The sequence below is a fragment of the Petrotoga sp. HWHPT.55.6.3 genome (assembly GCF_002895495.1).
Taxonomy (GTDB): domain Bacteria; phylum Thermotogota; class Thermotogae; order Petrotogales; family Petrotogaceae; genus Petrotoga; species Petrotoga mobilis.
Genome location: NZ_AZRJ01000004.1, coordinates 1 through 23,378, shown reverse-complemented (window position 1 = coordinate 23,378; position 23,378 = coordinate 1). Strand labels below are relative to the sequence as shown.

The following is a 23,378-nucleotide window of genomic DNA, read 5'->3' as shown; positions in this document are numbered from 1 at the left end:
ATGGAAAGGAAGGATTATATGGAAGATAATAAACTAAGAAGTGACGAAATTAAAAAAGGAGTATCAAAAGCTCCACATCGTTCTTTACTTTATGCCTTAGGGTTGACAAAAGAAGAGATCGATAAACCTATAATTGGGATAGCTAATTCTGCGAACGATATAATACCCGGACATAAACATTTGAATGAAATATGTGAAAGTGTAAAAAATGGCGTATATGCAGCTGGAGGTTTACCTTTAGCCTTTTCAACGATAGGAATCTGTGATGGTATCACTATGGGACACAGCGGTATGAACTATTCATTACCGAGTAGAGAATTAATTGCCGATTCTATTGAAGCTGTAGCTAGAGCCTACAAATTCGATGGATTGGTTCTTATTCCCAACTGCGATAAGATCGTTCCAGGGATGTTAATGGCTGCTTTGAGGTTAAATATTCCTGCCATTGTAGTAAGTGGAGGCCCAATGCTTGCAGGGAATTACAAAGGGAGAAAAATTGATTTGCACGATATGTTTGAAGCGGTTGGTGCGAGAGTTGCCAATAAGATTTCTGATGAAGAGTTAAATGAAATGGAAATGAACGCCTGTCCTGGGTATGGATCTTGTGCTGGGATGTTTACTGCCAATTCAATGAACTGCCTAACAGAGGTTTTAGGACTTGCGCTGCCGGGAAATGGGACGATTCCGGCAGTTTTTTCTAGTAGGAGGGCTTTGGCAACAAAAAGTGGAGAAAAGATAATGGAGTTAGTAGCTAAAGATATTAAACCGTTGGATATATTCACCGAAAAAACAGTAGAAAATGCCTTTACTTTAGATATGGCTTTAGGTTGTTCTACCAACACGGCTTTACATTTGCCGGCAATTGTTCACGAAGCTGGAATCGATTTTGACATAGATATTATAAATAAAATTAGCTCAAAAACCCCACACCTATGTAGTTTATCCCCTGCAGGGATTCATCACATTGAAGATTTACATTATGCCGGTGGTATTCCTGCTGTACTAAAAGAATTGTCCAAGAAGAATTTGCTCCATCTAGACTGTTTGACCGTAACTGGGGAAACATTAGGTGAGAATCTCAAAACCGTTGGTTATGTCAACCAGGAAGTGATAAGGCCTATAGATAATCCGTACCATAAAGATGGAGGACTAGCGGTGTTAAAAGGTAATATAGCTCCTAACGGGGCAATCGTTAAACAGATAGCTGTATCGGATGAGATGTTGGTACATGAAGGACCTGCAAAGGTCTTCAACAAGGAAGAAGAAGCCATCAAAGCTATTTATGGGGGAAAAATTAAAGAAGGAGATGTAGTAGTTATCCTGTACGAAGGGCCAAAGGGAGGACCAGGTATGAGAGAGATGTTAGCACCTACTTCTGCATTAGCTGGTATGGGATTGGATAAGAAGGTTGCGCTGATCACCGATGGTAGATTCTCAGGAGCAACACGCGGCTCTGCCATAGGGCATGTGTCTCCCGAAGCTGCGGCAGGAGGTCCAATAGGGGTTGTAAGGGATGGGGATATAGTATCGATAAACATACCACAAAAGACTCTAAATTTAAAAATATCAGAAGAAGAATTACAAGCAAGATTAAATACTTTTAAACCGATACTTCCAAAAACTAGTGGGTATTTAGACAGGTACAGTAGGTTTGTACAATCAGCGGATAAAGGGGCGTTTTTAGAATAAAAAAATTAGAGAGGTGATTTTATGCCGATTCTTTCCGGGGCAAGAATATTCGTTGAATCACTTTTGAGGGAAAAGGTTGAAGTTGTATTTGGATATCCAGGAGGGAAGGTTATTCCCCTTTATGATGAACTGTACGACGCACCTATAAAACATATATTAGTTCGTCATGAACAAGGGGCAGCACATGCTGCAGACGGTTATGCAAGGAGTACAGGAAAGGTTGGGGTATGTATAGCTACCTCTGGGCCTGGAGCTACGAACCTAGTTACAGGGTTAGCAACAGCATACATGGATTCCGTTCCAGTTGTTGCTTTTACAGGTCAAGCTCCGACGAGTCTCATAGGTACGGATTCATTCCAAGAAATAGATATAAGAGGAATAACCTTGCCTGTAACTAAGCACAATTACATGGTAACAAATGTGAAGGATTTAGCCAAGACAATAAAAGAAGCTTTTTACGTAGCAAGAACCGGCAGGCCAGGTCCCGTTTTAATTGATTTACCGGTGGATGTTCTTAAATCTCATGCTGATTTCATGTATCCTGAAAGTGTTCATCTCCCAGGATATCAACCAACATACGAAGGAAACTATATGCAAATAAAATTGGCAGCCGAGGCAATTAACACTTCGCAAAGGCCTGTCATCTTTGCCGGTGGAGGCGTTATAAATTCTAATGCCTCAGAAGAACTAACAAATATGGCAATAAAGGGAAGAATACCAGTAGTTACGTCTCTCATGGGGCTTGGTGTTTTTCCAGAAGATCATGAGCTTTCTTTAAAGATGTTAGGTATGCACGGTACAATGTATGCCAACTACGCTATTTCTGAAGCGGATTTGATAATAGGAGTTGGAGTACGTTTTGATGACAGGGTAACGGGGAAGTTAGAGACATTTGCTCCACATGCAAAGATCATCCATATAGATATCGATCCAGCAGAAATAAATAAAAATGTCAAAGTTGATATTCCGATTGTTGGTAATGCGAAAAACGTTTTAGATAAATTAATTCCACTAATAAAGACGATCGAAAGAAAAGAATGGCTTGAACAAATAAAAGAATGGAAAAGACGATTTCCACTTAACTACGAATACGATGGTAACAGTATTAAACCACAATACTTGATTGAAAAATTGGATGAGTTAACTGATGAAAATACGGTAATAGTGACAGAAGTTGGCCAAAATCAAATGTGGGCAGCCCAATACTTTCGTTTTTCGAAACCTAGGTCATTTATAACCTCTGGAGGTCTTGGAACTATGGGATACGGTTTACCCGCCAGTGTAGGTGTTCAGGTAGGAAATCCCAATAAAACGGTTATCAACATATCTGGTGACGGAAGTTTTCAAATGAATCTCCAGGAGTTGGCTACAATAAGTTCTAACAGGCTCCCCGTGAAAATAATTATTTTAAACAATGGAACGTTAGGGATGGTAAGACAGTGGCAAGAGTTATTTTTTGATGAAAGATATTCTGCCACTATACTTGAAAATCCTGATTTTGTTAAATTGGCTCAGGCTTATGGAATAAAATCGTTAAGAATTGATCAAACAAACGATGTAGAGATGGCTTTGAAAGAGGCTCTTAATTACGATGGCCCAGTTTTACTTGACGTCATTATTCCTCAAGATGAGAACGTATTTCCAATGGTTCCAGAAGGGGCATCGATCAATGAGATGTTGGAACTAAAAAAGAAAAAGAGAGAAAAGGAAAAACAGGGGGAGGTTGCATGAGACACATCTTATCAGTAACGGTGAATAATCAACCCTCAGTTTTGGCAAGAATATCTGGTCTATTCAGTAGGAGAAATTTTAACATACTGAGTTTAAATGTAGGGGAAACAGAATTACCTGAGTATTCAAGAATGACCATAGTTGTCGAAGGAAACACAGACACACTCGAACAAGTGAAAAAACAGCTTTACAAACTTATAGATGTTATAAAGATCACTGAATTGAATCAAAGCAATATGATAGAGAGGGATATGGCGATAATTAAGGTAAATTGTGGAAAAAATCAAAGAAGCCAAGTTATTCAGGTGGTCGACGTTTTTAGGGGTAAGGTTGTCGATTTTTCCCTTGACACAATAACAGTTGAAATTACGGGGGATGAAAATAAAATAAATGCCTTTATCGAAATAATGAAGGATTTTGGCATTAAAGAAGTCGTGAGAACAGGGATCGTAGCTATAGATAGAGAAATGAACAACAACGCTTTGACAAATTCATAAAAATCAAAAAATAAAGGAGTGATAGTTCATGGTGGAAACATTTTATGAAAAAGATGCCGACTTAGGTTTATTGAAGGAAAAAACTATTGCGGTTTTAGGTTACGGAAGTCAAGGTCACGCTCAGGCACAAAATCTTAAAGATAGCGGATTAAAAGTAATTATAGGTCTGAAGAAAGATAGTAAAAGCAAAGAAACTGCTCAAAGAGATGGTTTTGAAGTCTATGAAACATCTGAAGCGGTTAAAAAAGGAAATATTATTCAAGTATTGATCCCTGATGAAGTTCAAAGTGAGGTGTACAAAAAAGACATAGAACCCAACTTAGACGAGGGTAATGCACTTGGGTTTTCTCATGGTTTTAATATCCATTTTGGACAAATTGTGCCTCCAAAAAACGTAGATGTATTCATGGTTGCTCCTAAAAGTCCTGGTCATTTAGTCAGAAGAATGTATTTAGAAGGCAAAGGGGTTCCAGGATTATTAGCTGTTCACCAAGATTTTTCCGAAAAAGCAAAAGAGTTGGGTTTATCTTACGCCAAAGGAATAGGGTGTACACGAGCAGGTGTTATCAAAACAACTTTTAAAGAGGAAACAGAAACGGATCTATTTGGAGAACAAGCGGTCTTATGTGGTGGAACTACATCACTTATCAAGGCAGGTTTTGAAACACTCGTTGAAGCGGGGTATCAACCAGAAATAGCCTATTTTGAATGTTTGAACGAACTAAAATTAATCGTAGATCTCTTGTATGAAGGCGGATTAAAAAAGATGAGATACTCCATAAGTGACACTGCACAATACGGAGATATTACCATCGGTCCCAAAATTATCGATGATAGGGTTAAAGAAACCATGAAAGATGTACTTGCAAACATACAGAATGGGAATTTCGCAAAGGACTGGATATTAGAAAACAAAGCCAACAGGCCTGTATTCAACGCATTAACTGAAAAAGATAATAATTCTTTATTAGAACAAGTGGGAGAGAAGTTGAGAGCGATGATGCCTTGGATAGAAAGCTAAATCTACTGAAGTAGGAGTGTGATCAAATTTGAGAAAAATAAAAATTTTTGATACTACGTTGAGAGATGGTGAACAATCTCCAGGAGTAAGTTTGACAATGGAGGAGAAGTTGGCAATAGCCGAACAGCTTTCCTTGTTAAAAGTTGATGTAATAGAGGCTGGTTTTCCTATTTCTTCAAGTAGTGATTTTGAAAGTGTGAAAAACATCGCCCAAAAAATCAGAGATGTTGAGATTGCCGCTTTAGCAAGGGCGAATTACAAAGATATCGATTGTGCTTGGGAAGCACTTCAGGAAGCAGAACAACCAAGAATTCATGTGTTCATTGCCACTTCTCCTATTCACATGAAATATAAGCTGCAAATGAATGAAGATCAAGTTTTGGAAAGAGCAGTTGAGGCCGTGAAGTATGCAGCAAAGTATACTAATAACGTTGAATTTTCAGCAGAAGATGCTTCAAGAAGCGAGTTAGAGTTTTTGTACAAACTCTTTGAAAAAGTCATCGAAGCTGGTGCATGGGTAATTAACGTGCCTGATACGGTGGGATATGCAATTCCTCAAGAATTTGGTGAATTTATTAAAAAGATAAAAGAAAACACAAGGAACATAGACAAGATTGAATTAAGTGTACATTGCCATAACGATTTAGGGATGGCAACTGCTAACACACTCGTTGCTCTGAAAGAGGGTGCCGATCAGGCAGAGGTTGCAGTCAATGGAATAGGAGAAAGGGCAGGCAACGCTGCCTTAGAAGAAGTTTTAATGGCGTTAGTTACCAGAAAAGATTATTTTGAAGATTTAGTCGTAACGCAGGATACAACTAAGATTTTAAAATTAAGCAACATGGTTTCACAATTTACTGGAATGGTTGTTCAACCTAATAAAGCAATAGTAGGTAAAAATGCCTTTGCACATGAATCTGGTATTCATCAAGATGGTGTTATCAAAGAGAGAACTACTTACGAAATAATGAAAGCTGAAAGTATAGGATTAAATTCAAATAAACTAATTTTAGGAAAACACTCGGGAAGACATGCTTTAAAGGAGTTCTTAACATCATCTGGTTACACTGTGGATGAAGAAACCTTTGAAAAGTTATTCATAAAATTCAAAGATCTAGCCAGTAAAAAAAAGAATTTAAATCCGCTTGATGTTGAAGCATTGATAAACGACGAACTATATAAAACGGAGGATTATTTCAAACTCAAATATTTATCCGTTACTACTGGAAACACTACACTACCGACAGCGACTATAAAGATAGCAAGAGGAGAAGATTTGATAGAAAAAGCAGCTTGCAGTGGAGACGGGCCAATAGATGCAATATTTAAAGCCATAAACGAAATCGCTGAAGAAGAAAATATCACTTTGATTTCGTATAAGATTGAAGGGGTTACAGAGGGGACCGATGCCTTAGGAGAAACAACCGTTAAACTCAAAATTGGAGAAGATGTGTACGTTGGGCATTCTGTTGAAACAGATATTACCCAAGCGAGTACTTTGGCTTATCTAAATGCCTTGAATAAATATATGACTAAGAAACTCCAAACTACAAAAAAATAAAATGATAAAGTGAGGAAATAAAGAAATGACAATTGTAGAGAAGATTCTTGCGTCTCATTCAAATAAAAGTGAAGTTAAACCCGGAGAGATTGTTAATGCGAGAGTGGATCTTGTACTTGGGAACGATGTAACAACTCCTGTTGCCATCAAAGAATTTAGAAAAATAGGATTATCCAAAGTATTTGATAATGAAAGAATTGCAATAGTTCCAGACCACTTTACCCCAAACAAAGATATAAAATCCGCGCAAAATGCTCTACTTATAAGAAATTTTGCAAAAGAGATGAATATTCTTAATTATTTTGAGATAGGTAAAATGGGAATAGAACACTGTCTAATACCTGAAAAAGGACTAGCCTTACCAGGTGAAATCGTTGTAGGAGCAGATTCCCATACGTGTACCTATGGTGCTCTTAACTGTTTAGGTACAGGTGTTGGAAGCACCGATATGGCTGCCGCGATGGCTACCGGTTACTTATGGTTCCGAGTCCCAGAAAGTATAAAAATCGTATACAAAGGAAAGTTAAACCCATGGGTCAGTGGAAAGGATTTGATACTTTACACGATAGGAGATATAGGAGTGGATGGAGCTTTATATAAATCTATTGAGTTTACTGGAGAAACGATCGAAGATCTTTCTATGGATTCGAGAATGACTATGGCAAACATGGCGATAGAAGCAGGAGCGAAATGTGGATTATTTGAATACGATGAAAAAACCAAAGAGTACTTAAAAGAAAGGGCGGTAAGAGATTATGCACCGGTAAGTAGCGATCCCGATGCCACTTATGAAGAAGTTATCGAATATGATGTTTCAAATATTGAACCACAGGTGGCTTTCCCACATTTGCCAGAAAACACGAAACCTGTTAATGAAGCAAAGGGGATAAAAATTGATCAATCTGTAATTGGTTCTTGCACCAATGGAAGAATAGAAGACTTAAGAATCGCTGCTCACGTACTTAAGGGACACAAAGTTAACTCTGATGTAAGATGCATTATTTTTCCTGGCACCCAAGATATATACATGCAGGCACTAAAAGAAGGTTTAATTGAAATATTCATCGAAGCGGGAGCCGCTGTGAGTACACCAACGTGTGGACCTTGCCTAGGTGGACACATGGGAGTATTGGCAAAAGGTGAGAAGGCGATATCTACAACTAACAGGAATTTTGTTGGAAGGATGGGTCATCCAGAAAGTGAAGTTTATTTATCCAATCCTGCGGTGGCGGCAGCTTCTGCTATTACTGGATACATCACTCATCCTGAGGAGGTTATAAGGTGAAATTCAGAGGGAGAGTTTTCAAATACGGTGACAACGTTGATACCGATGTTATTATACCAGCTAGATATCTAAACAACCCTGAACCAGAGATATTGGCACAACATTGTATGGAAGATATAGATAAAGATTTCGTAAAAAAAGTTCAAAAAGGAGACATTATAGTAGCCGGAAGGAATTTCGGTTCTGGAAGTTCTCGTGAACATGCTCCATTATCGATTAAGGCGGCAGGCGTTTCTTGTGTCATAGCAGAAAGTTTTGCAAGGATTTTTTATCGAAACGCCATCAATATTGGATTACCTATACTTATTTCTAAAGAGGCTTCTCATAATATCCAAGATGGTTCGGAAATAGAGGTAGACTTAGACAATGGAATCATCAAAGATCTAAAAAACAAGAAAGAATACTATTCAGAGAAATATCCTAAATTTCTTCAAGAAATAATATCTTCCGGGGGATTGATAGAGAAGATCAAAAAGGAGGTCGCTCAATAGATGCCGTCGATAGCTGTTCTACCAGGGGATGGAATTGGGAAGGAAGTAATCAACGAAGGTCTTAAAATATTAAATTTTATGGGAGAAAAGTATAATTTGAATCTCAAATTTGAAGAGTTCGAGGTTGGAGCCGAACGGTATCTAAAATCTGGAGAATTAATCCCAGACTCTCTATTGAAACGATTAGAAACCTTCGATGCCATATATTTGGGTGCAGTAGGGGATCCAAGAGTACCAGCAGGTGTCTTAGAGCATGGGATACTATTAAAATTACGATTTCATTTTGATCAATACGTCAATTTAAGACCAATAAAACTACTAAACGACAGGTTTTCGCCTTTGAAAAAGAAAGGCGTTAATGAGATCAATTTTACAGTAATAAGAGAAAATACTGAAGGACTCTATGCAGGTGTTGGTGGAATTTTAAAAAAAGATACTCAAGACGAAGTAGCAATACAAGAGATGATTTCAACTAGAAAAGGTGTAGAGCGTATCATCCGGTACGCTTTTGAGTATGCAAAAAATCTCAATGGGAAACTAACACTCTGTGATAAAAGTAACGTACTAACTTATTCTCACGGCTTATGGTTGAGGGTATTTGAAGAGTTAAAGAAGGAATACCCAGACGTTCAGACTGATCATTACTACGTAGATGCTATAACGATGAAAATGGTACGAAATCCCGAAATATTTGATGTGATAGTAACCTGTAACATGTTTGGGGACATCATCACAGATTTGGGTGCAGAACTTCAGGGGGGGATGGGGTTGGCTGCCTCAGGAAATATTAATCCCAACAGTGTTTCCATGTTTGAACCCGTTCATGGTTCAGCTCCCGATATTGCTGGTAAAGGTATTGCCAATCCTATAGCTGCTATTTTAGCTGCAGCAATGATGTTAGAATATTTTGGAAGAAAAGATTTAGCTGAAAAAGTTGAAGGTGCGATTAAAACATCGATCGATGAAAACTTACTTTCTCAAGACATGGGGGGAAATTTAAGCACCAGTGAAGTAGGAGACGAAATTGTCAAAATTTTAAAAAGAGGGTGAACCAAATTGAAAGAACCTAAATTGTTTGATACCACTTTAAGAGATGGAACCCAAGGAGAGAATGTTTCTCTAACTGTAGAAGATAAATTAAAGATAGCAAAAAAATTGGATGAGTACGGAATAGACTACATCGAAGGTGGTTGGCCAGGATCCAATCCTAAAGATGAAGAGTTTTTTAAAAAGGTTCAAAGTATGTCATTCAAAAACAGTGAGATAGTTGCATTTAGCTCTACAAAAAGATACGGAATAAAGGCAGAAGATGATCCGAATATTTTAAAATTGGTTTCTTCTGGGGCAAAAATCGTTACTATATTTGCAAAAAGTTGGGACTTCCATGTATCTCAAGCCTTGGGCATTTCTCTTGATGACAACCTGAAACTTATAGAAGATACGATAACCTTCTTAAAAAGAAAAGGTATAGAAGTATTTTTTGATGCCGAACACTTTTTTGATGGTTTTTACCATAATCAACAATATGCCATTAAAACATTAGAAGTTGCACAAAACTCTGGCGCTTCGATCGCTGTTTTATGTGACACAAACGGAGGACAAACCCCTTCAAAGATCAAAGAGGCAATAGAAGAGGTAAAAGCGAGAATAAAAATACCTTTGGGCATTCATGCTCACAACGATTCTGGCCTAGCTGTGGCGAATTCTCTTACAGCCTTACAAGAAGGAGTTGAACAAATACAAGGAACGGTTGGAGGCTTAGGGGAAAGATGTGGTAATGCAGACCTCTGTATTATAATACCTAACTTGAAGTTTAAATACGGATTTAGATTACCGAAAATAAATGTAGAAAAAACGACTTCACTTTATAATTACGTATTTGAAGTTGCTAACTTAACTCCTGACAACAGGATCCCTTACGTGGGAAGAAGTGCCTTCACACATAAAGGTGGTGTCCATGTTAGCGCCATTCTTAAAAATCCACTCACTTATGAACACATATCTCCGGAATGGGTTGGGAACACTAGAAGAATATTAGTTTCTGAGTTATCAGGAAAAAGCAATTTGAAATCAAAGTTGGAAGAATTGGGCTTTGATATTACACAATTTTCTGAAGAACAGTTCAAAAAGTTAACATTGAAGATCAAGGAATATGAGCATGATGGATATCAATTTGAAGGTGCAGATGCTTCTTTGAAACTCCTAGTATTAAGAGAATTTTTTGATTACACACCGAATTTTCAAGTGGAAAATTTCAACATTCTTCATTACAATTTTGGCGAAGGTACGGGAACCGAAGCTATTGTCAAATTAAAAATAAACGATGAAACCGTCCATGCCGTTGCTGAAGGTGATGGCCCTGTGAATGCTTTAGATATGGCGTTGCGAAAGGCTCTAGAAGACTTTTTCCCATCCCTGAAAAGCATGAAATTGATAGACTACAAAGTAAGGGTGCTTGACAGTGCTTCTGGAACCGCTGCTAAGGTACGAGTCTTAATAGAAACTTCAGACACAGATAAAACTTGGACTACTGTGGGTGTTTCAACTAACATAATTCAAGCCAGCTGGAAAGCATTGTTAGACAGCGTGGAATACGGATTGTTTGTGGATAATCTGTTCCCCGTAAAAGAAAACTAACAAAACTTTTAGACTACAAAAACTACTCAGAGGAGAGAAAAAAATGGAAAATATTTACGCTAATCGTATGAAAAACGTTCCACGTTCTTTTATAAGAGAGATACTTAAAGTAGTTGATGACCCCGAAATAATTTCATTTGCAGGCGGTTTACCAAATCCTGATTTGTTTCCAGTAAACGAGATAAAAAATGCCGCTGTTTCTCAGTTTGATAATCACGGTAAAGAGATACTTCAATACAGTTCCACAGAAGGATATCCACCTTTAAGAGAATTCATCGCCAATAGGTACAACGAAAAAAAAGGTTTAAACATAACAAAAGATGATGTTTTAATAACTCATGGTTCTCAACAAGCCCTCGACTTACTCGGAAAACTTTTTTTAAATGAAGATGATTTCATTGCAATTGAAGAACCTGGATACTTGGGAGCCATACAAGCATTAGCAGTATACACAAAAAACTTTAAAACCGTAAAACTATCCCAAGAGGGTCTTGATTTAGAAGAATTAGAAGATGTTTTAGAAGAATTTTCACCAAAATTACTTTACACCGTCCCAAATTTTCAAAATCCTTCGGGAATTACATATACAAATAAAAACAGAGAAAAGATAGCTGACTTGTTGAAAAAGCACAATATTTACCTAATAGAGGATGACCCATATGGAGAGTTAAGATTTGAAGGGGAAGATAGTGTTTCATTCAAAAAATTGATTCCTGAACAAACGATACTTTTAGGATCTTTCTCAAAAATTGTTGCCCCAGGATTTAGGCTGGGTTGGGTAGTTGCTCCCAAAGATGTACTGGAAAATCTTGTGACTGCTAAGCAAGGGGCTGATCTACATTCTAATTATGTAGGGCAAAGAATACTATACCAGTTCTTGAAAGAGAACGACCTAGACAAACATATAATGAACATAAAAATGAGATATGGTGCTCAAAAAAATGCGATGATAGAAAGTATTAAAAAATATTTCCCCAAAGATGTAGAATATACGAATCCACAGGGAGGAATGTTTCTTTGGGTAACTTTGCCTAACAATATTTCTGCTCTTGAGTTGTTTGACAAAGCTATAGAAAAAAAGGTTGCCTTCGTCCCCGGAGACCCTTTTTACATTGACAAGAAAAATGTAAATACCTTGAGATTAAATTATTCCTGTTCAAATGAAGAAAGTATTGAAGAGGGGATAAAAAGGTTAGCTTCTACAATACAAGAATTAGTCGTTTAAATGTTCGTCAAACTTTTTAGGCAAAAATGCATCTCTTAATCCTATAAGGAAAATAATTATCCCAAACACGATGCCTAAATTTAAGTCCCTCAATGATGCTATAATGTACCCCAGGGAAAAACCATTTAACATCCAAGATAGAATAATTAACAATTTTTTGTTAAACGCTGTATAAAGAACAGCGAAAAAGGCAGACAGGTTAATCAACAAATAAAAATAAGACGGATTAAAATTATTTAAATACCCAAAAAAAGAAAATAAAATACCTACTATCAAAATAAAGTTACCCAATTTGCTGTATATACTTTTTTTCCAGGAAATGTACAGTACAATACCTAAGATTACTAGTGACAAAATCCAAAACAGCATATCAACTAGAAAAAACCCAATTGTGGCGTTTATGAATGTTGAAATTAAAGTAAAAGCCATTTTTCCACCCCTTTATTTAATAAACCTATTCTATTTTACTTAACCTAAGTAACCAAAAAATTACCCCTTTCTAAATAGTTAAGAAAGGGGTAATTTTTGTTATTTTATCATCACGGATAAATGCCTCTTAACTTTGTAGCGTTTGCCACACGTTCTATGGCTCTCACATATGCAGCTGTTCTCATGTCGACCTCATACTTATCCATTGTTTGAGCAACGTCACAAAATGCGTTCTTCATCTTTTTTTGTAGAGCTTTTCTAATGTCCTCAAGTTCCCAAAAATTCCATTGAAGTCCTTGTACCCACTCGAAGTACGAAACCGTCACGCCACCAGCATTTGCCAAGAAATCTGGTACTATGAAGACATTTTTGGACAACAAGATATCGTCAGCTTCTGGAGTTAGTGGACCGTTAGCTCCTTCAACGATGAGTTTTGCCCTTATATCATCCGCATTATCTTCGTTAATTGCATTTTCCATTGCGCAAGGTGCAAAAACATCTACATCTAACTTCAATAACTCTTCGTTGGTTATCTCTTTATAACCTTCTTCGTTAACATCCAATAACAAGGCTTTTCTATCTCTAGTTTTATCCATCAGATAACGAATCTCTTCTGCGGTGAAACCGGATTCTTTATAAAAACCACCACTATAATCAGATATTGCAACCAACCTATATCTACTTTCTTCTGTTAGAGTCAAAGCTAAGTAAGAACCGACATTACCAAAACCTTGAATGGCGACGGTTATCGCTTCATCTTTTTTATTTAGTCTTCCCCTGTCTCTCAAATATTTTACAGCTTCCTCGATACATATATTTACTCCTCTTCCAGTAGCTTCTGTTCTTCCTTCAGAACCTCCAATCTCTAAAGGCTTCCCTGTAACTATGCCTAAAGTTGTATGTCCTATATTCATAGAATATGTATCCATAAACCAAGACATTATTTGACCATTAGTGTTTACATCTGGGGCGGGGATATCTTTTTCTTCACCTATTATGATTTGAATTTCAGAGAAGAACCTTCGCGACAATCTTTCCAATTCAGAATCCGAAAGTTTAAAGGGATCCACTGTAACGCCGCCTTTAGCTCCACCATAGGGGATGTCCACTACAGCAGACTTCCAAGTCATCCAAAAAGCCAAAGCTTTAACTTCGTCTAATGTGACATCTGGATGGTATCTAATTCCACCTTTTGCTGGACCTCTAGAAACATTGTGTTGTACTCTGTAACCTGTAAAAACTTTGATTGATCCATCATCCATACGCACTGGAAAATTAACGGTAAGTTCTCTCTTAGGTTTGATTAATACTTCTCTTAAATTTCTATCTAATTCCATGATTCTAGCGGCTCTGTCGAATTGCTTAACTGCGTTATCAAATAAGCTTACTTTCTTTGTTTCTTCCATCTTTAGAATCCTCCTTTTTCTAATTGTTTCTCTCTTTCTATAAACTACTATAGAACTTCATTATTATTGTACATAAATATTTTATCCCTTTTTTCTCAAAGTTTCAAATCCAAAGAAATCTATTCTTAGGCGATTAGAAGCAATTATAGTAATTTATGCCCGAATATCAAGGTTTTTGTCAACTATGAAAAAAATTTCAAAGAAAATTTTTTCATAGAATCTCTTCAACAATTTATGATATAATAAAATGAACAATTTATTATGGGAGAGAGTCAAATTGACAGAGGAAAAATTCATTGAAGATCTTAAAAAAAATGATCCTGATGCTTTTAAAAGATTATATGAAGAGTATGCGCCAAAAATTTATGGGGTTTTAAGAAATTACGTTAACCACGATGAAATAGAAGATGCCCTTCAAGAAGTGTTTATAAGAATTATCAAAGGGATAAATGGATTTAAAGGCCTTTCCAAGTTATCTACTTGGATTTATAGAATCGCTGTCAACGTTGGTAAAAATTATTCACGCAAATATCAAAGAAGCAAAGAAACTTCTGTGGATTTTGAAGATGAAACGGATCAAAATCATAATATCCAAGCAATTTCCAATACCAATGTTAAAAATGAAGTATTAGAAGAACTCGATTACCAATTGATTTTAAATATAATGGAAAAATTAGACGAGGAAGAAAGACTACTGATTAAGTTAAGAGATATCGATGGGCTGAGTTACAATGAAATTGCTGAGATAATGGAAATCCCTCTTGGGACGGTGAAAAGTAGGTTGCACTACGCGAGGGAAAAATTGAGACAATTGATAGAGGAGGCTAACTTCGTATGAACGAAAAAGAAGAAGAATTGTTCGATGAATTTTTTGAGGGAAAAATCAAGGAAGATGAGTTGAACGAAAATTGCAAGAAAATGATCGATATATATAGGGGCATTATAAAAACATATTTTTCCTGCGAAAACTCTGTTATCAACAATGTTAAAAATAAACTAAAACTAGAATAAATCCTTATGAAAGGGCTGAAGAAATGATCAGAGTCAAAGTTCCAGCCACAACTGCCAACATAGGACCAGGATTTGATAGTTTAGGGATAGCCTTACAATTGTACAATATCATAGAAGTGGAAGAAATAAACTTTGGCCTAGAAATTAATATTCCGGTTGAAGATCAAGCATATATAGAAACTAATGAGCATAATTTAGTTTATCAGGCTATGAAACGATTGTTTGACGCAGTAAATATTCACCCCCAAGGTCTTCGTATAAATCTTATAAATAATATACCCATAGCAAGAGGTTTGGGAAGTAGCGCAGCTTGTATAGTCGGAGGCTTAGTAGTTGCCAATGAACTACTTAATAATCCTTTGAAGAAAGAAGAGATAATATATTTAGCAGCTACAATGGATGGACATACGGATAATATTCTACCTGCATTGGTTGGAGGATTGACAGTAGGAAGTTTGTTGGAAAAAGAAGTTAAGTATGTAAAAATGGATTTACCAACTCAGTTAAAATTATTGGCAATTATCCCCGATTTTCATTTTTCTACCAAAAAAGCTCGTTCACTTTTACCAAAAAATGTGCCCATTGAAGATGCGGTGTTTAATATAAGCAGAGTTGGCCTCCTTGTTGCATCTCTTGTAACCTCCCATTTTGAAAATTTGTCAGAAGCCACGAAAGATAAAATCCATCAGCCATATCGTAAAGATTTTATCCCCTACTGGGAAGAAATAACATCTAAATTGATGAAAATAGGTACAAAGGGGTATTTTTTGAGTGGTTCTGGGCCAACAATCATGGGAATTTTAGATGGAGATTATAAAAATATAGAAGATGAGATGGTTAGTTTTCTTTCTCACTTTGATCAAGGTTATAAAGTAACGGTTTTGGACGTATGTCATAATGGATTGGAGGTAATAAACGATGAGGGAAGTAATGGATGTTATCGATAAAGACGAAAGTTACGTGTATTTGAGAACCACACGAACGCAAGAATGTGAGAGCTGTGCAATGAAAGGTGGCTGTACCCTATTAGGTGGGGCAAACGAACTAAATTTAAAAGCTAAAAACACCGAAAAAGTCGATGTGAAAAAGGGAGATAAAGTAGTTGTAGAATTACCTGAAGTTCCAGTAGTGAAACTTTCTTTTTTAGCTTATGGGATTCCTTTAATAGTTTTCTTGTCTATAGTTTCCATTCTCTATACTTTGGGCTTTTCAGATATCTTCTCTTTCTTGGCTGGCATTTTAGGATTAGGAATTACTTATTTTTTAATTCATCAGTATGACAGAATAAAATTAAAAGACAGATATCTCCCCGTCATATTACAACAGTTGGAACAAAAATTAGATCTACAATTGAACAACAAAGAGGAAATTTAAGGTTTTAAAAAGCTTGGGTAAAACCCAAGCTTTTAAATTTTAAACTCACCAGGAAAATGACATGATACAAAATGTCCTGGCTTAACTTCTTTAAGTGGTGGTTCTTCTTTGCTACAAATATCTTTAGCAATTGGACAACGAGGATGAAATCTACAACCCGAGGGTGGATTTAGAGGGCTTGGTACATCACCTTGTAAAACCACTCTTTTCTTTTTCACTTCCGGATCTGGTATAGGAATTGCCGACATCAAAGAAACCGTATAAGGGTGTAATGGCTCATCAAAGAGCTCTTTTTTCGTTGTTAATTCAGCTATCTTTCCTAGATACATAACCGCTATTCTGTCGCTTATGTGTTTCACAACGGCCAAATCATGAGCTATAAAAACATAGGTTAAACCGTAATCATTTTTCAAGTCAACCATTAAATTTATTATCTGAGATTGAATGGAAACATCTAAAGCGGAAACTGCTTCATCAGAAATGATTAATTTTGGGTCCAATGCCAAAGCACGCGCTATCCCTACTCTTTGTCTTTGTCCACCAGAAAATTGGTGGGGATACCTATAAACATAATCTTTTGATAATCCTACTGTTTCCATTAAGTTAGCTACTCTATCTCTTATTTCAGAAGCTGTACCCATTTTATTAACTTTCATACCTTCTCCTATGATATCCAGAACTCTCATTCTTGGATTTAAGGAAGAATAAGGGTCTTGAAAGATGACTTGGGCATTTTTTCTAAAGGATCGTCTTTTTTCAGCCAAATTATTCAACAAATCTTTTCTTATTTCACTTACTCCGTTTTGAAAATATAACTGTGCGTATTTTTTGTCTATTTGATTATCTAATTTCTTAATTACTTCTTCTTCTGAACCTAATTCTTTTTTCATTTTTTCAAATCTGTCTGCATAAATCTTCTTAACATACTTATTAACGGTGGTACCTTTCATGAACCATGGTGTAGTGTCTTGTTCCTCCATTATAATTCGTCCATCTGTTGGTTCGTATAATCTCAGGATTGTCATGCCTGTTGTACTTTTACCACAACCAGACTCACCAACAAGCCCCAGAGTTTCGCCTTCTTTTATTTCAAAACTAATATCGTCTACAGCTAGCACTTGGGCGACTGTTCTTTTGAAGACCCCGGCTCTAACAGGAAAATATTTTTTCAAATTTTCAACTTTTAAGATCACTTTGTCACTATTTGGCACTATACTTCACCTTCTTTGACTTTGTTCATTTCGTCCAATAATTTGTCTATGTGCCAACAACGGGAAAAATGGCGAGGTTCTACTTCTTCCAAGTTAGGATCTTCATCTACACATTTTTGATCAGCAAAAAAACACCTATTTGAAAATTTGCAACCCTTTGGAAAGTTCAGGGGGTTTGGGACTACTCCAGGAATAGAAAGCAACCTCTCCTCTTCCTTGTCTATTCTGGGAATTGAATTCATCAAGCCCCATGTATAGGGATGACGTGGCCTTTTAAAAATAGTTTTGATTTCACCACTTTCAACCACTTCACCACCATACATAACTAATGCCCTGTCAGCCATTTCAGCAATTACTCCCAGATCATGTGTGATAAAAATTATGGACATTTTAAATTCATTTTGTAAATCCTTCATAAGTTCCAGTATCTGTGCCTGAATGGTAACATCCAATGCGGTAGTTGGTTCATCTGCTATAAGAATGGATGGGTTGCAAGCTAACGCCATAGCGATCATAGCTCTCTGTCTCATTCCACCAGACAATTCGTGAGGATATTGATCTATTCGCCTTTCTGGTTCGGGAATGCCGACCTTTCTTAATAAATCAATCGCTCTTTTTTTACCTTCTTTTTCGTTCATATTAAGATGTAGTTCAAGAGATTCCATGATCTGCTCCCCAACAGTGTAAACTGGGTTAAGTGCAGTCATAGGTTCTTGGAAGATCATGGAAATCTCTTTACCGCGTATCCTTCTGATATGGTTGTCCGATAAAGACAAAACATCAGTATCTTTGTACTTTATTTCTCCTTCAGCGATCCATCCGTTTTCGTCTAGTAGCCTTATAGTGCTTAACGCAGTAACTGTTTTGCCTGAACCAGACTCTCCCACTATTGCCAAAGTCTCACCTGGATAAAGCTCAAAACTTGCACCATTGACGGCCTTTATTATACCGTCCTCTGTCTTAAAATGAACATGCAAATTATTAACACGAAGTATAGGTTCGCTATTATTATCTTTCAAAAAACTTCCTCCTCTCACTTTATCGTCTCATTCTTGGATCAAAGACATCTCTTAGGGCATCTCCCAGTAAATTCCAACCCATGACAAAAAGAATCATAGCTACACCAGGATACAAGATCGTGAACCAGTATTGACCCGGACTTGTACCTCCAATGATCCAGTCTCTTGAATACGATAATATAGATCCCCAATCCGCGTATCCTTGTGGAGCACCTAAACCCAAGAAACTCAAAGCTGCGGCAGTGATAACCATCGATCCAATCCTCATGGTAGCGTTTATCAAAACTGGAAATATCGTATTAGGTAAGATATGTTTAACTATAATTGCCGCGTCTCTTACCCCAAGAGCTTTTGCAGCCATTACGTATTGCTCGTTTTTGGCTTGAAGTATGTTCCCTCTGATCAATCTTGCCGTAACCATCCACCCAAAAATTATCAAAGCAATCATCATATTTCTAACTCCAAGACCTAAAATAGTTGTTAAAACCATAGCTGCAAGCATAAAAGGTATGGACATAAAAATATCTGTAATTCTCATCAAAACTTCTTCAAGCCAACCACCAAAATAGGCAGCTACTGAACCTATAAAAAGCCCAACAGCGGTTGAAATTAAAACTACTACCAGCCCTATCTGAAAAGCGGTTCTACTTCCCCATACAACACCATAAAAAATATCCTTTTGATTTACTATCCCAAAGGGATGTTCAGGAGATGGTGGTATAGGTTCTAATGTTGAAACTGCATTGGGGATCATGTAGGGATCAAAATCAATTGAGTTCAAAAAATCTTTGTTTAAGGTTTCATAAACGTTTAAAGCTTCATTTTTGAAATCTTGCCCTTCGAGTGACTGGAGATCACTGATCATTTCAGAAAGTTGTAAAGACCTTTCATATCTTTCTACAACACTTTCATATTCATTTCTCAACCTTCTAATTACTCCATTGGTATCTTCATCAAAATCTTCATAGTAGGACCTATTTAGAACGTACATATCAACTAATTCTTCAATTTGAGATTTTAATATTTCTTTTTCAATCTCTCCATCTTCAAACTTTTCAACACTTTCCATCAATCTTGATATATCTTGATAATCCATTTCAGCGAAAAAATATGTATCTTCCCAATAGTTTTGAAACTCTTGAATAATAGAATCTTTATTCCCTGTTGGATCTTCATTTACTAATTCAAGGGCCCTTTCCAAGTTTCTTTCATTTGGTAATTGAGGAGGTGCAATCACTGGTGCAAATATTGCTACAATTATGAAAAAAACTAATATAGAAAAGCCAATAATGGCGGAAGGATTAGTAAAAAAACGCTTTAAAGCCCTTTTTGTTTCTTCATTCACAATTTTCACCTCACCCTAACCTGATTCTTGGATCAATAAATGCATACGATATATCGATTATAAGATTTCCAACAATAAGTATGAAAGAAGTAAATAATAAAACACCCATTATAGAAGCATAATCTAGAGTCTGAGCCGCTGTTGCCGCAAATGATCCCAAACCTGTTCTAACAAAAACCATCTCTACTATAACAACGCCTGCCAATAAACCAATAACCATTTGACCTGCGGTTGTTACAACTGGAATTAGAGCATTTCTTCGGGCATGTTTGTTTATGACTACTCTTTCTGGTAAACCTTTTGATCTTGCAGTTCTTATATAATCTCTTCTAAGAACTTCCAACATTGAAGATCGGGTAATTCTCAATAGATTAGCCCACCATAACCAAGAAATGGCAATTATGGGTCCTAAAATATGCCTTAAAGCATCCCAAAATATATCAATTCTTCCGTTGAGTAATGCATCTATAGTCAAAAGATTAGTATAATTATTAAAGGAGGCACTTTTTACAACTTCGTCTGCCCATAAGCTTAGATTACCTGGCGGAAACCAACCTAAACCAATATAAAATATCAATAAAACCAATATTGCCCAAACAAAATCTGGCAAAGACCAACCTATTAAAGCGAAAATTCTAATAGCCTGATCTATAAATGAGTTATGATGAACTGCAGCGGTAACCCCCAACCATATACCAATCCCTATTATAGGAAAAATAGCATATAGTGCTAATTCTACCGTATAGGGGAACCTGTGTAATAAAGCATCTAAAACAGGTTCTTTGCCCACTACAGACCATCCAAGATCACCTTTGAACAAATTCCCAATCCATTTTCCATATCTAACTGGCCAAGGATCTGTTAAACCGTACTGCTCCATTAAAACGATTTTATCCTGATCGGATAATTTTGCATAAGTATTTGGATCAACATAGGTAGATAAAAGTTTCAAAGGTCCTAGTAATTGTTGCATAGAAAAAACTATCAAAGTAACACCTAACATAATCAAAGGTAGTAATAACAACCTTCTGATGATGTATGTTGTCAAAAGTAAACACCTCCGCTCTGTGAATTATACTTAATAAGTAATCACTTAAAAAGAGAGGGGAAAACCCCTCTCTTCAAATTTTACTACAAAAAAACTTCTTTTTACATTATCTTAGCAGAATTATTACTCTACTTTAGTGTAGTTATAGTAATAATCACCAGGCCAAATTGGATTATCTATCCATCCTTTTAGCCAAGAACGATGGACTCTCAACCCTTGTGGCTGATAAAGAGGCAAAACAAGAGCATAATCAAAGACAAATTCTTGAATATCTATATACATTTGCTCTCTTACAGCAGGATCAGATTCAAGGGCTGCGTCTTCTATCATTTTGTTCAATGATTTTCCACCAAATTCTGGTCTTGGCAAGCTTGCAAATTCCGCAAAGTTATCGCCGTAGTACCCTCCGTAATCACCTTCACTGTGGTAATAAGTGAAAATAAAGTTATGTGGATCAGGAAAATCAGCAACCCAACCAATGATGTAAACAGGAAGCATCATGTTTTCTCTTTCATCTAAGTAAGTTGGCCATTGAACTCCTCTAACTTCAACTTGGAATCTAGGATTTATTTGTGCTAAATTATCTCTCAATATTTCAGCAGATACTCTCCTTGAATCGTTCCCTGTATTGTAAAGAATAGTCATTTTGAAACCTGTTTGCCATAATCTACCTTTGTAAGCACGTTTAAAGTAATTTTCAGCCTTTTGCAGATCCAATTCGTATGTCGGGAGATCTTCACTATACCCTAAGAATCCAGTTGGCAAAGCGGTAGGAACTTTTTCGCCTAAACCGTTCAAGACTTCATTTATCATACCATCATAATCAAAGGCATACGCGAAACCTAATCTAACATTATGATCTTCAAAGAAATCTGGTGGAATACCGTTTCCATCCAATTGACCAGAGCCAATGTATGGGGACTCAGGATCAACTTGCCAATTGAATCCTAAAGAAGTAATTGAAACTTCAGGTGTGCCAGGAATAACGGTCAGACCATCCATAGAAAGAACCACATCTAAATACTGAGCAGGAACATAGGCTATGTCTGCATCGCCTGTTTCAAGCATAGCTCTTCTTGTTGACCATTCATCTATACCTTGAATAATTACTCTTCTTATTGGTGCGGGACCTCTCCAGTAATCGTCGAATCTTTCGAGCGTTATCCTTTGTTGAGCGTGATCCCATTCTACTAATTTATACGGACCAGTTCCCATAGCATGATCAAAATAAGGAGACTGTTCTTTCGTCCATCCGTGATACTTCCACCAACCTTCTGCATTTCCATCCCATGCACCTATTTCTATAGAGTACTCTTTGTCTAATATCGCACCCCAACCACTTCCTGAAGCGAGTACATTCAAAAATGGGGCAAAAGGTCTTGCCAAATGAACATGAACTTCGTTACCTTGAACTTCTACTGAAGGATCGATTACATCATAATAGAAATTAACTAAAGCTTCTTCGTATTCTGGAGTTGTTGGATTCATATCATCATCAAATATGGTATCCCATGAAGCACCTACATAGTCTTCTACTAGTGTTCTAATGCTGAATACACCAAACATAGGGTCTAAGTACATCCATACTGGTCCTCCAGCAGGGTTGTATAACAGCGCTCTTTCCAAGGTGTATTCGACATCTTCAGGGGTTAAATCGTTACCGTTTTGAAATTTAACACCTTCTCTTATTGGGAAGACATATGTTGTTCCACCATCTCTCAAATAACCATTTTCAACTGTAGGGACAACGGTTGAAAGCATAGGAACAAACTTGGACAAACTTTCACCATCGTATGCTACCAAGTTGTCATATACGTTGAAAATAACTTCACCACTAGAAGTGTCATAAGCATGGTGAGGGTCTAAAGTATCTGGCTCACTTAGTGTTGCATCGAAGATCATATCAGGGTTTTTAACCTGTGAAAAAGCAAAAACACCCATCAAAGTAACCATAAGAACAATAAAAACTTTTTTCATACCTCTACCTCCTTTGCAAATTTATTAGAATTTGTACACACTAACAATACTTTCCCAAACAATTTCCTTTTATATTTTATCACATTTCATCTTAATACACAAGTAATAAATTTTAATTTGAAAATAAAAGCCTCTTGTTTGCAAGTTTGAAGCAAATCATCGCATTAATAGTATTCCACAAAATCTGATTTTTATCAAGTTCGATTACAGCTTATCTGAAGGAATTATAAACGATTAAGACCAATTAAAAGCAAATATTACCAGAATAATTAAAATATGAAAAATTTTTCATGGTTTATAAAATTTAGTTTTTAGGCTGTATAATAAAAATGGTTGATGAGGTACTTGACAAAAGGGGTAAAAAAAAGATATCACTCCTCATAGAACAAAAAACAAAAAAATAAAAAGAGAGAGAGTATTA

General features: G+C 36.5%; 20 protein-coding genes and 2 pseudogenes. 14 read left to right on the top strand and 8 right to left on the bottom strand.

Going from position 1 to position 23,378, the window contains the following annotated elements; genetic code table 11:
- The first annotated feature begins 18 nt into the window (after positions 1 to 18).
- Genes ilvD through X926_RS01225 form a run of 10 tightly spaced genes read left to right on the top strand, consistent with a single transcriptional unit; the run spans position 19 to position 12,137 of the window.
- The gene (ilvD, locus tag X926_RS01270; protein WP_103064689.1) at positions 19 to 1,689 is read left to right on the top strand and encodes a dihydroxy-acid dehydratase; all 1,671 of its coding nucleotides are present in this window, start codon (positions 19 to 21) and stop codon (positions 1,687 to 1,689) included.
- 21 nt (positions 1,690 to 1,710) lie between these two features.
- On the top strand, positions 1,711 to 3,420 hold the full coding sequence (gene ilvB / locus X926_RS01265) for a biosynthetic-type acetolactate synthase large subunit (protein WP_103064688.1): 1,710 nt from the start codon (positions 1,711 to 1,713) through the stop codon (positions 3,418 to 3,420).
- Positions 3,417 to 3,917: an acetolactate synthase small subunit gene (gene ilvN, locus X926_RS01260; RefSeq protein ID WP_012209384.1), complete on the top strand. Its 501-nt coding sequence runs from the start codon at positions 3,417 to 3,419 to the stop codon at positions 3,915 to 3,917. The genes ilvB and ilvN overlap by 4 nt, the downstream gene beginning before the upstream one ends.
- A 28-nt stretch (positions 3,918 to 3,945) precedes the next feature.
- Positions 3,946 to 4,938 carry a ketol-acid reductoisomerase gene (gene ilvC, locus X926_RS01255; protein ID WP_103064687.1) on the top strand — a complete coding sequence of 331 codons (993 nt, stop codon included), beginning with the start codon at positions 3,946 to 3,948 and terminating at the stop codon, positions 4,936 to 4,938.
- Positions 4,939 to 4,966: 28 nt separating this feature from the next.
- Entirely contained in the window at positions 4,967 to 6,499 is a 1,533-nt protein-coding gene (locus X926_RS01250) for a 2-isopropylmalate synthase (protein WP_103064686.1), read from the top strand.
- 25 nt (positions 6,500 to 6,524) lie between these two features.
- Positions 6,525 to 7,784: a 3-isopropylmalate dehydratase large subunit gene (gene leuC / locus X926_RS01245; RefSeq protein ID WP_103064685.1), complete on the top strand. Its 1,260-nt coding sequence runs from the start codon at positions 6,525 to 6,527 to the stop codon at positions 7,782 to 7,784.
- Positions 7,781 to 8,275 carry a 3-isopropylmalate dehydratase small subunit gene (gene leuD / locus X926_RS01240; RefSeq protein WP_012209380.1) on the top strand — a complete coding sequence of 165 codons (495 nt, stop codon included), beginning with the start codon at positions 7,781 to 7,783 and terminating at the stop codon, positions 8,273 to 8,275. Before leuC ends, leuD begins: the two co-directional genes overlap by 4 nt.
- Positions 8,276 to 9,325 (top strand): 3-isopropylmalate dehydrogenase, encoded by a 1,050-nt coding sequence (locus tag X926_RS01235; RefSeq protein ID WP_103064684.1) that lies wholly within the window; start codon positions 8,276 to 8,278, stop codon positions 9,323 to 9,325.
- 6 nt (positions 9,326 to 9,331) lie between these two features.
- Positions 9,332 to 10,912, top strand: a complete 1,581-nt coding sequence (gene cimA, locus X926_RS01230) for a citramalate synthase (RefSeq protein ID WP_103064683.1) — start codon at positions 9,332 to 9,334, stop codon at positions 10,910 to 10,912.
- A 43-nt stretch (positions 10,913 to 10,955) separates the two neighbouring features.
- Positions 10,956 to 12,137, top strand: coding sequence for a PLP-dependent aminotransferase family protein (locus tag X926_RS01225; protein ID WP_103064682.1), 1,182 nt, complete (start codon positions 10,956 to 10,958; stop codon positions 12,135 to 12,137).
- Here the strand turns inward: X926_RS01225 and X926_RS01220 are convergent.
- Positions 12,126 to 12,566 (bottom strand): hypothetical protein, encoded by a 441-nt coding sequence (locus X926_RS01220; RefSeq protein ID WP_103064681.1) that lies wholly within the window; start codon positions 12,564 to 12,566, stop codon positions 12,126 to 12,128. The genes X926_RS01225 and X926_RS01220 overlap by 12 nt on opposite strands.
- Positions 12,567 to 12,676: 110 nt before the next feature.
- Entirely contained in the window at positions 12,677 to 13,972 is a 1,296-nt protein-coding gene (locus X926_RS01215) for a Glu/Leu/Phe/Val dehydrogenase (RefSeq protein ID WP_103064680.1), read from the bottom strand.
- Between the two features lie 277 nt (positions 13,973 to 14,249).
- On the opposite strand from X926_RS01215, the gene X926_RS01210 reads away from it, so the two are divergent.
- Genes X926_RS01210 through X926_RS01200 form a run of 4 tightly spaced genes read left to right on the top strand, consistent with a single transcriptional unit; the run spans position 14,250 to position 16,357 of the window.
- Positions 14,250 to 14,810, top strand: a complete 561-nt coding sequence (locus X926_RS01210) for an RNA polymerase sigma factor (RefSeq protein ID WP_103064679.1) — start codon at positions 14,250 to 14,252, stop codon at positions 14,808 to 14,810.
- Positions 14,807 to 14,983, top strand: coding sequence for a hypothetical protein (locus X926_RS10120; RefSeq protein WP_158245167.1), 177 nt, complete (start codon positions 14,807 to 14,809; stop codon positions 14,981 to 14,983). The genes X926_RS01210 and X926_RS10120 overlap by 4 nt, the downstream gene beginning before the upstream one ends.
- A 23-nt stretch (positions 14,984 to 15,006) precedes the next feature.
- Entirely contained in the window at positions 15,007 to 15,930 is a 924-nt protein-coding gene (gene thrB / locus X926_RS01205) for a homoserine kinase (protein WP_103064678.1), read from the top strand.
- Entirely contained in the window at positions 15,902 to 16,357 is a 456-nt protein-coding gene (locus tag X926_RS01200) for a SoxR reducing system RseC family protein (RefSeq protein WP_103064677.1), read from the top strand. Before thrB ends, X926_RS01200 begins: the two co-directional genes overlap by 29 nt.
- Positions 16,358 to 16,389: 32 nt before the next feature.
- Here X926_RS01200 and X926_RS01195 read toward each other — a convergent pair whose 3' ends face one another.
- The 6 genes and pseudogenes from X926_RS01195 to X926_RS01175 form a co-directional block, all read right to left on the bottom strand.
- Complete coding sequence (locus tag X926_RS01195) at positions 16,390 to 17,568, bottom strand: ABC transporter ATP-binding protein (protein ID WP_103064676.1); 1,179 nt, start codon at positions 17,566 to 17,568, stop codon at positions 16,390 to 16,392.
- A complete protein-coding gene (locus tag X926_RS01190; protein ID WP_103064675.1) occupies positions 17,568 to 18,587 on the bottom strand; it encodes an ABC transporter ATP-binding protein in 1,020 nt (339 codons plus the stop codon). Before X926_RS01190 ends, X926_RS01195 begins: the two co-directional genes overlap by 1 nt.
- 19 nt (positions 18,588 to 18,606) lie before the next feature.
- Positions 18,607 to 19,350, bottom strand: a pseudogene (locus X926_RS10395) (ABC transporter permease); the annotation flags it as partial.
- A 507-nt stretch (positions 19,351 to 19,857) separates the two neighbouring features.
- Positions 19,858 to 19,932: pseudogene (locus tag X926_RS10390) on the bottom strand (hypothetical protein); the annotation flags it as partial.
- 10 nt (positions 19,933 to 19,942) lie between these two features.
- Positions 19,943 to 20,980, bottom strand: coding sequence for an ABC transporter permease (locus X926_RS01180; protein WP_103064673.1), 1,038 nt, complete (start codon positions 20,978 to 20,980; stop codon positions 19,943 to 19,945).
- 123 nt (positions 20,981 to 21,103) lie between these two features.
- Complete coding sequence (locus X926_RS01175; RefSeq protein WP_103064672.1) at positions 21,104 to 22,957, bottom strand: ABC transporter substrate-binding protein; 1,854 nt, start codon at positions 22,955 to 22,957, stop codon at positions 21,104 to 21,106.
- Positions 22,958 to 23,378 lie beyond the last annotated feature (421 nt).